Here is an 8668-nt window from a genome sequence, read left to right on the forward strand (position 1 = left end):
GGCGGCCAGCCCGCGTGGCGGCAGGCCGGTCGGCGCGGTTCACGGCTTCGGGGGGATGCGGCGGCGGACGTCCTCGGAGGTGGACGGGCCGGGCGACCAGCGAGCCACCCAGGGCAGCTCCTCCGATGGGGTGAGCACGCCCTCCTCCAGCCCCGCGTAGCGGCCGGCGAGGATGCGCTTCGCCGCGGCGGTGTCGACCGAGTCGGTGTTGTCCCAGAGCGCGGCGAACAGGGCGGCCACCCGCACCCGCGCCTGCCGGCAGAAAAGGTCGGCCAGCTCGACGTTCTCCGGGCGGCTGTCCCGTTCGGCGGAGGCCCGGACGCAGACCGCGGACATCGCGAACAACTCGGCGCCGATGTCCACCACCCGACCGAGAAACGCCTGCTTACGCTCCATCTTTCCCTGCCAGCGCGACATCGCGTAGAACGTCGACCGGGCCAGCTTGCGCGACGAACGCTCCACCTGGCGCAGGTGCGCGGCGAGCGGGCCGAACTCGGCGTACGCCGAAGGGCTCTGCCCCCGACCGACGGCGAGGGTGGGCAGCCACTTCGCGTAGAAGGCGCCCGCTCGCGCGCCGGCTCGGGCCTTGCGGCCCAGCCCCGCGTCCGGGTCGATGATGTCGCCGGCCACCGACAGGTGGGCGTCGACCGCCTCCCGCGCGATCAGCAGGTGCATGATCTCGGTGGAGCCCTCGAAAATCCGGTTGATCCGCAGGTCGCGCAGCATCTGCTCGACGGCGGCCGGGCGTTCGCCGCGGGCGGCCAGTGAGTCGGCCGTCTCGTAGCCGCGCCCGCCCCGGATCTGGATCAGCTCGTCGGCGATCTTCCAGGCCATCTCGCTGGCGTACAGCTTGACCAGCGCCGCCTCGATCCGGATGTCGTTGCGGTCGTCGTCGGCGAGCAGGCAGCAGAGGTCGAGCATGGTCTCCATGCCGTACGTGGTGGCGGCGATGAAGGAGAGCTTCTGCGCGACCGCCTCGTGCTCGCCCACCGGTCGTCCCCACTGGACCCGGTCGGCGGCCCACCCCCGGGCCACGTTCAGCGCCCACTTGCCGGCGCCCACGCACATGGCCGGCAGTGAGAGCCGGCCGGTGTTCAGAGTGGTCAGGGCGATCTTCAGCCCCTTGCCCTCACCGCCGATGACGTTCTCGGCGGGGACGATCACGTCGTGGAACCGGGTCAGGCTGTTCTCCAGGCCGCGCAGGCCGACGAACTCGTTGCGCCGCTCGACGGTGATGCCGGGGCTGTCGCCGTCCACCACGAACGCGGTGATCCCGCCCCGACGTCCCTCCGTGGCCGGCACCCGGGCCATCACCACCAGCAGGGTGGCCACGATGCCGTTGGTGGCCCAGAGCTTCACACCGTTGAGCCGGTAACCCGTGCCGTCCTCGGTCGGTTCGGCGATGGTGGCCAGCCGGGCCGGGTCGGAGCCGACGTCGGGCTCGGTGAGCAGGAACGCGGACACCTCGCCGGCGGCGAGCCGGGGCAGGAAGCGTTGCTTCTGCTCGGCGGTGCCGAACATCTTCAGGGGCTGCGGCACGCCGATCGACTGGTGTGCCGAGAGCAGCGCGCCGATGGCCGGGCTCACCGAGCCGGCCAGCATGAGCGCCCGGCAGTAGTGCAGGTTGCTCAGCCCGAGCCCGCCGTACTTCCGGTCGATCTTCATGCCGAACGCGCCGAGGTCGGCCAGGCCGTGGAAGACCGAGTCGGGTATGGACCCGTCCCGCTCGATGGCCGCGCCGTCCACCTCGGAGGCCAGGAAGGCGCGGAACCGACCAAGGAACTCCTCCGCCCGAGCCACGTCGTCCGGATCGGATCGGGGCCACGGGTCGATCAGGTCGAGCCGGAACCGGCCGAGGAACAACTCCTTGCCGAAGCTGGGTCGGTCCCAGGTGGATTCGCGGGCGGCCTCGGCGACCTGCCGGGCCTCCTTCTCGGTGACCTGCCCGGCTTCTGCGGGCAGCGGCGCGGCGGCACCGGCGGTGGTTTCGGAGTCGGGGCCGTCCGGTGCCGGTCGGCCATTCTGCGTCGTGGTCACGGCTGCCCCCTCGAAGCTCGGTGCGGCTGCGTCGACGTGCGCGACTACCGCCACGCTACCCCCGGTTGTTACCCAGGGGTAGCGCTGCGTGAAGATCGGCGCGATCAGCGGCTGTTGATCGTGTCCGGGTCGTCGTCCTCGTCGTCGATCTCGTCCTCACCCCAGTTGCGCCGGGCGAACGGCAGCAGCATCCAGAAGGTGAGGAACCAGAGCCCGGTCAGGGCGCTGAGCACGAAGGCGATCGGCCGGTCCAGCACGAAGTCGGTGATCAGCAGCACCGCGCTGACCATCGCGATCAGCATGAAGGCGAGACCGCCGCTGGCCATCCGGTGGGCGAAGCGGACCAACTCCGGCTTGCGCCCCTGCCGGAACAGCGCCCGGTGGAACGCCACCGGCGAGATGATCATCGCGGTGGCGGCGGCCGCCGCGAGCAACGCCACGATGTAGACGTCGCGCTGGAACTCCGTGGTCTCGGTGAACCCGTTACTGAACGGCAGGGTGAGCAGGAAGGCGAAGAGAATCTGCACGCCGGTCTGGGCGACCCGCAACTCCTGCAGCAGGTCGGCGAAGTTGCGCTGCCAGCGCTGCTTCTCGGTCTCCTTGGACACGCGCTACCTCCGGTGAGACGCTACTGCCGGCGGTCCTGGCCGCCGGCAGCAACGCCAATGCCCCACCCGGCCGAGCGCGAAACAGGTTCACGACATCTGCCGTTCATCTCGGCGACGCAAGTCGGCCGCCAGCACCGGGTCAGGACCCGCGTCGGATCCGCCCCGCGTACCGAGCTTCCAGCTCGTTGTTGTGCGCGTCGCCGTCCGGGATGTTCGCCGACAGGTAGACGGGGGGCCGCTCCCCCGCCGCCAGCAACCGCGCCACCACCTCCACTGTCACCTGCTGCGCCAGCAGCGCCGCGGTGATCGAGGAGACCGCGCCGACGGCGCCGCCACCGGGCAGGGGCAACGTCGCGTCGCCGTACGGCGCGCCGTTGTCGAGCACCACGTCGGCGAGGTCGCTCAGCTTGCGCCCGGACGGGTGCCGGGAGGTCATCCGGCCGGAGTGCTGCGCCGAGGTGATCGCCACCAGCCCATGACCGTGTTCCTTCACCAGCGTGGCGAACTCCACCATGGCGCCGTTGACCCCGGAGTTCGAGGCGAGCACGAAGACGTCGGTGGGACGCACCGGGGCCAGCTCGTAGAGGCGGTGCGCGACGGCCGGGTCCCGTTCCAGCAGCGGCCCGAGCCGGTCGGCCGGTTCGCCGCCGAGCAGCACCAGGTCGCGTAGCGCGATCCGGTTGGTCGGCACCAGACCGCCAGCCCGTCCGGCGATCTCCATGGCGAGGGCCTCCGAGTGCCCGGTGCCGAACGCGTGCACCACGCCGTCGGCTCGGACGGCCTCGGCGATCAGGTCGGCGGCCCGCCCCACCGCCTCCCGCTGACTGGCGGCCACCCGGCCGATCGTCTCGGTCACCACGGCCAGGTAGTCCTCGGCACTCACCGTCATGCGTCCTCCGTCGTTCGATTACGGGCCAGCCAGCGAACCGCGAAGTCGACCGCCGCCCGCTGGCGCATCAACCTGCCGGTCCCGGTGCCGACCGGTGCGGTGCGTACCGCGCCGGTGGCCTCCAGGTCCTCGCCCAACGCGGCGAAGTCGTCCGCGTCGAGTCGTACGTCCTGCCACCACACCCACTCCCGACCCCCGTCGGCGGTACGCACTGCGGCACCGAGCCGCTCCCGCGGCGAGCCGGGGCAGCGGTACTCGGCCAGGTGCAGCGAGGTGCTCACCGAGTGGTCCACGCCGAGCAGCAACACGTCGGCGTCCAGGTCGTAGAGGCGAGCCAGCGGGGAGCCCTCGCCAAGGGAGTCGGCCAGGGTGTGCCCGGCGACCACCTGCTCGGCGGCCGGCCCGAGCGCGGCGAACGACACCTGCGGATGGGCGCTGCGCAGCGCGCCGGGCCAACCGCGGACCGTCTCGGCGAGCGCACCCATGAACCGGCTCGGCGTGATCACCGGGTCGAAGCCCGGCATCTCCGAGCGGATCAGCGGCCACCAGCCCGCCGGCACCGGCGGGTTGCGCCACTGCGCGGGGTCACTGTTGTCGGGCGTGTGGGTGGGCACGACGATCGTGCCGTCGGGGCCGAGCGCGTCGCGCAGGGCGAGCACCATCGCGTGCGGGCCGCCGCTGACGAAGCCCAGCGGACGCAGCGCGGCGTGCACCAGCAGCGTCGCGCCGGGGCGTACGCCCAGCACGCGCAGCTGCGCGGCGATCGAGCGACGGCTGCCCGGCCCGCTGGCGTCCGTCGTCACGTTGGCTCTCCCTCGCGGACCCGCACGGCTCAGGCCGTCCCGCCGGCTCGGGCCAGGATCGCCTCGGCGAGCGGGGCCGGCGCCGCGTCCGGGATCCAGTGACTCACCCCGGGCAGCTGCACGAAGCGGTAGTCGCCTGTGACGTTCTGCGCGCACGCCTCGGCGGCGGTCCGGCCGATGGCGACGTCCCGGTCACTCCAGACGTACGTGGTGGGCACCGCGACCGGGCCGACGCCGGCCAGGTCGGCGCGGGACATCGCCCGGTACCAGTTCAGCGCGGCCGTGAGCACACCCGGCTCCCGCATCGGGTCGGCGTACCGGTTCACCCGGGACGTGTCGCCCACCCCGCCGAGCAGCTTGCGCAACGCGGTGGCGTGCCACGCCAGCAGCACCTTCTCCGCCTTGTCGGGCTTGCGGAACAGCGCGATGTACGACGAGCGGGCCTTCTGTTGGGCGTCGGTGCTCAGGGCGTGCGCCATGGCCGCCGGATGCGGTACGGACACCGCGGTCAGCGTGTGGACCCGCTCGGGGTACCGGGCGGCAACCGCCCAGGCCACGACGGCGCCCCAGTCGTGGCCGACCAGGTGCACGGCGTCCAGCCCGAGCGCGTCGAGCACCGCCACCACGTCGGTGACGAGTTCGGGGATCCGGTAGTCGGCCACCGCCGTGGGCCGGGCACCGGGTGAGTAGCCGCGCTGGTCCAGCGCGTACGTGCGCAGCCCACCCGCGTGCAGCGCCGGCACCACGTCGTCCCACTCGCCGCTGTGCTGTGGAAAACCGTGCAGCAGCAGGACGGGTACGCCGTCCGTCGGACCGCCGACGGTCACCTCGAACGTGAAGCCTCGCGCGTCAACCCGCATGATCGGAAGCGTACCCAGCCGGCGGTGCGCCGGTCGCTCCCGCAGGTCAGGCGGGTGCCCTGCTGGGCCCGCGCCCCTGGTCGGTGTTAGCGTCAGCGAGACAACTTCATATCCGACAGGGGAGCGCACAGCGCTGAGAGTGCGGGCACGCCCGCAGACCCTCGAACCTGATCTGGGTAATGCCAGCGCAGGGAGTTCGGTCGACCTCCAGCCGCGCCGCAGTCCGGTGCCACCGGACGCGGCGTGCGTCTTCTCCTGGTTCGCACTCACGAACTGGGAGCAACACATGACATCCACCACCGACACACACCGTTGGCGCACCATCGACATCGTGGTCGCCTCGGTGATCGCTGTCGCCTTCGGCGTCATCTTCTGGGCCTGGGGCCTGGTCTGGAGCGCCACCGAGGGCGCGTTCGCCTTCTTCCCGCCGGCGCAGACGCTGCTCTACGGCGTCTGGCTGATGCCGGCGGTGATCGGTGGGCTGGTCATCCGCAAGCCCGGCGCCGCGCTCTACTGCGAGACCGTGGCCGCGGTCCTGTCCGCGCTGCTGGGCAGCCAGTGGGCCGGCACGGTCATCCCGCAGGGCATCGTGCAGGGCATCGGCGCCGAGCTGGCCTTCGCCGCCTTCCGGTACCGGTCGTTCCGGCTGCCGACCGCTGTGTTCGCGGGCGCACTGACCGGCCTCAGCGCCGCGTTGTTCGACTTCTTCGTCTGGAACGTCGACTACGCGCTGACCGACTACCGCATCCCGTACGCGCTGCTCACCATCGTCAGCGCCACACTGATCGCCGGCCTGGGCGGCTGGCTGCTGACGAACGCCCTGGCCAACACCGGCGTCCTGGACCGCTTCCCAGCAGGCCGAGACCGAGCCCTGATCTAACCCCCTGGTCGACGATGTTGATCAAGAGGTTTGCGTCAACGGAAGGCGATTTCCTGACGCAAACCTCTTGATCACCGGGGATAGGCGGGCGCGCAGCCTGGAGGGGTGGGTTGGTGGGCGGGGTACTGCTGCGGGGGTTCGGGTGGCGGCACGCTGGGCGGCGTGCCTGGGCCGTGCGCGGGGTTGACCTGCGAGTCGAGGCTGGGGAGCGGGTTCTGCTTCTTGGGCCCTCCGGGGCTGGCAAGAGCACTTTGCTCAGCGCGTTGGCCGGGCTGCTCCCCGAGGACTCCGGCGAGCAGGAGGGCACCGTCGAGATCGACGGGCTCGACCCACGCAAGGGGCGGGAACGGGTCGGCATCGTCTTCCAGGATCCGGAGACCCAACTGGTGATGGCGCGCTGCGGCGACGACGTCGCGTTCGGGCTGGAGAACCGGGGAGTGCCGGCCGACGAGATCTGGCCCCGGGTGGACGAGGCGCTGCACCGGGTCGGCTTCCCGTACCCCCGCGACCGCCACACCGCGGCGCTCTCCGGCGGCGAGCAGCAACGCCTCGCCCTGGCCGGCGCCCTGGCCCTGCGCCCCGCCCTGCTGCTGCTCGACGAGCCGACCGCCAACCTCGACCCGGCCGGGGCCGAACTGGTCCGACACGCGGTGGCCGGGGCGCTGGACGCCGACACCACGCTGATCCTGGTCGAGCACCGGGTCGCCGAGGCACTGCCACTGGTCGACCGGGTGGTCGTCCTGGAACCGGGTGGCGGCGTCCGCGCGGACGGCACACCAGAGGCGGTCTTCGCCGCCCACGGCGCCGCCCTGGCCGCCGAGGGGGTCTGGGTGCCCGGCCACCCCATCGCGCCCCGGCCGGCCACCGCCGGCCCCGGGGATCTGTTGCTCACCGCCGACCGGCTCGGCCTGCCACCCCGGCTGGGCTCCACCGACCTGGCGGTACGCGCCGGTGAGGCACTCGCCGTACGCGGACCCAACGGCGCCGGCAAGTCCACCCTCGCGTTGCTGCTCGGCGGTCTGCTCCGGCCCGGCAGCGGGCGGGTCACCGCGTCCGCCGAGTTGGCCGGCGCGGACCACCGCACTCCCCCGCACCGGTGGCGGGCGCCCGCGCTGGCCCGACGAATCGGGTCGGTCTTCCAGGATCCGGAGCACCAGTTCGTCACCAGTACGGTCTTCGACGAGCTGGCGCTCGGCCCGCGCCGCACCGGTCAACCCGAGGCCGCCGTCAAGGAGACAGTGGCCGGGCTGCTGGACCGGCTGCGGCTGGCCCGGCTCGCCGCCGCCAACCCGTACACCCTCTCCGGCGGCGAGGCGCGACGGCTGAGCGTGGCGACCGCCCTGGCCACCGCGCCACGCCTGCTGATCTGCGACGAACCCACCTTCGGTCAGGACCGGCGGACCTGGCGGGAGCTGGTCGACCTCTTCGCCGACCTGCGCGACGCCGGGCACGGCGTGGTCACTGTCACCCACGACGCGGACTTCGTCGCCGCGCTCGCCGACCGCACCGTCACCCTGCACCGTGCACCGGACGACCACCGATGATCAGCATCGAGCCGGTCGCCGCGCCGGACGCGCCGTTGGCCCGCCGCAACCCGGTGGCGAAGGTCGCCGCCGCACTGGTCTTCTCGTTCACCCTGCTGGCGACCCTGGACCCGGTGGCCCCGGCGATCGCCATCGCCCTCGAACTGGCCGTCCTGCCGCTGTTCGGCATCCGCTACCGGGTGCTGGCCCGGCGGGCCTGGCCACTGCTGCTCAGTGCCGCCGGCATCCTGGTCACCCTGGTGCTGTTCGCCGCCGACCGGTCCGGTCGGGTCCTGCTGGACGTGGGACCGGTGCTGGTGAGCACCGGCGTCCTGCTCACCGCGCTCGGTCTGGTCCTGCGGGTGTTCGCGGTGGCCCTGCCCGGTGTGATCGTCTTCGCGACCACCGACCCCACCGACCTGGCCGACGCGTTGATCCAGAACGCGAAGGCGCCGGCCCGGTTCGCCATCGGGGCGCTGGCCGCGTTCCGGCTGGTGCCCCTGCTCGGTCAGGAGTGGCAGATGATCAGCATGGCTCGACGCGCCCGGGGCGTCGACGCGGGACGCAATCCGGTGGCGAAGCTGCGGCTCTTCGCCTCCACCGCGTTCGCGCTGCTGGTGGGGGCGATCCGCCGAGGCACCAGGCTGGCGGTGGCGATGGACGCGCGTGGCTTCGACGCCGGCACACCCCGTACCGTCGCCCGCCACCAGCACTTCACCCGCGCCGACGTCCTTCTCATCGCCGGGGCCGTCGTACTCGCCGCAGCCGCCCTGACCACGAGCCTCGCCCTGGGCACCTTCCGCCCCCTCATCAGCTGACCCGAGCCGGCCTTCTGCCCGCTGCCCGCCGCCCGCCGCCCGCCGGCAAGATCCGCCACTACATCCCTGGTGTTGCTGTCGCCACACAGCGTCCCGCGCCACGCGCCCCGCGCCCCGCGCCCCGCGCCACGCGCCACGCGCCGCCGACCCGCGCCCCGCGCCCTACGCCGCCGATCTTGCGGTTCCTGTCGTTGATTCATCCCGGTATGCCGGTGATGCGACGACAGAAAGTGCAAGATCGACGGGGCGG

8 protein-coding genes and 1 riboswitch are annotated in these 8668 nt (G+C 72.5%); of the genes, 3 read left to right on the forward strand and 5 right to left on the reverse strand.

Going from position 1 to position 8668, the window contains the following annotated elements; translation table 11 throughout:
* Positions 1 to 39 precede the first annotated feature (39 nt).
* The 5 genes from PSH03_RS22630 to PSH03_RS22650 form a co-directional block, all read right to left on the reverse strand.
* Positions 40 to 2037 carry an acyl-CoA dehydrogenase family protein gene (locus PSH03_RS22630; RefSeq protein WP_238690360.1) on the reverse strand — a complete coding sequence of 666 codons (1998 nt, stop codon included), beginning with the start codon at positions 2035 to 2037 and terminating at the stop codon, positions 40 to 42.
* A gap of 104 nt (positions 2038 to 2141) precedes the next feature.
* Positions 2142 to 2645 carry a DUF6328 family protein gene (locus PSH03_RS22635; protein ID WP_210786976.1) on the reverse strand — a complete coding sequence of 168 codons (504 nt, stop codon included), beginning with the start codon at positions 2643 to 2645 and terminating at the stop codon, positions 2142 to 2144.
* A 139-nt stretch (positions 2646 to 2784) separates the two neighbouring features.
* A complete protein-coding gene (locus PSH03_RS22640) occupies positions 2785 to 3534 on the reverse strand; it encodes a sugar isomerase domain-containing protein (RefSeq protein WP_112584644.1) in 750 nt (249 codons plus the stop codon).
* On the reverse strand, positions 3531 to 4337 hold the full coding sequence (locus tag PSH03_RS22645; protein WP_238690361.1) for an AAC(3) family N-acetyltransferase: 807 nt from the start codon (positions 4335 to 4337) through the stop codon (positions 3531 to 3533). The genes PSH03_RS22640 and PSH03_RS22645 overlap by 4 nt, the downstream gene beginning before the upstream one ends.
* Before the next feature lie 29 nt (positions 4338 to 4366).
* Positions 4367 to 5197 carry an alpha/beta fold hydrolase gene (locus PSH03_RS22650; RefSeq protein ID WP_238690362.1) on the reverse strand — a complete coding sequence of 277 codons (831 nt, stop codon included), beginning with the start codon at positions 5195 to 5197 and terminating at the stop codon, positions 4367 to 4369.
* A 107-nt stretch (positions 5198 to 5304) separates the two neighbouring features.
* Positions 5305 to 5409, forward strand: a riboswitch (TPP riboswitch).
* Positions 5410 to 5483: 74 nt separating this feature from the next.
* On the opposite strand from PSH03_RS22650, the gene PSH03_RS22655 reads away from it, so the two are divergent.
* The 3 genes from PSH03_RS22655 (at position 5484) to PSH03_RS22665 (ending at position 8418) form a co-directional block, all read left to right on the forward strand.
* Positions 5484 to 6077, forward strand: a complete 594-nt coding sequence (locus tag PSH03_RS22655) for an ECF transporter S component (protein WP_238690363.1) — start codon at positions 5484 to 5486, stop codon at positions 6075 to 6077.
* 113 nt (positions 6078 to 6190) lie between these two features.
* The gene (locus PSH03_RS22660) at positions 6191 to 7621 is read left to right on the forward strand and encodes an ABC transporter ATP-binding protein (RefSeq protein ID WP_238690364.1); all 1431 of its coding nucleotides are present in this window, start codon (positions 6191 to 6193) and stop codon (positions 7619 to 7621) included.
* Positions 7618 to 8418 carry an energy-coupling factor transporter transmembrane component T family protein gene (locus PSH03_RS22665; RefSeq protein WP_210787651.1) on the forward strand — a complete coding sequence of 267 codons (801 nt, stop codon included), beginning with the start codon at positions 7618 to 7620 and terminating at the stop codon, positions 8416 to 8418. The genes PSH03_RS22660 and PSH03_RS22665 overlap by 4 nt, the downstream gene beginning before the upstream one ends.
* The last annotated feature ends 250 nt before the right edge of the window (positions 8419 to 8668 follow it).

This window comes from Micromonospora salmantinae, assembly GCF_022230905.1.
Taxonomy (GTDB): domain Bacteria; phylum Actinomycetota; class Actinomycetes; order Mycobacteriales; family Micromonosporaceae; genus Micromonospora; species Micromonospora salmantinae.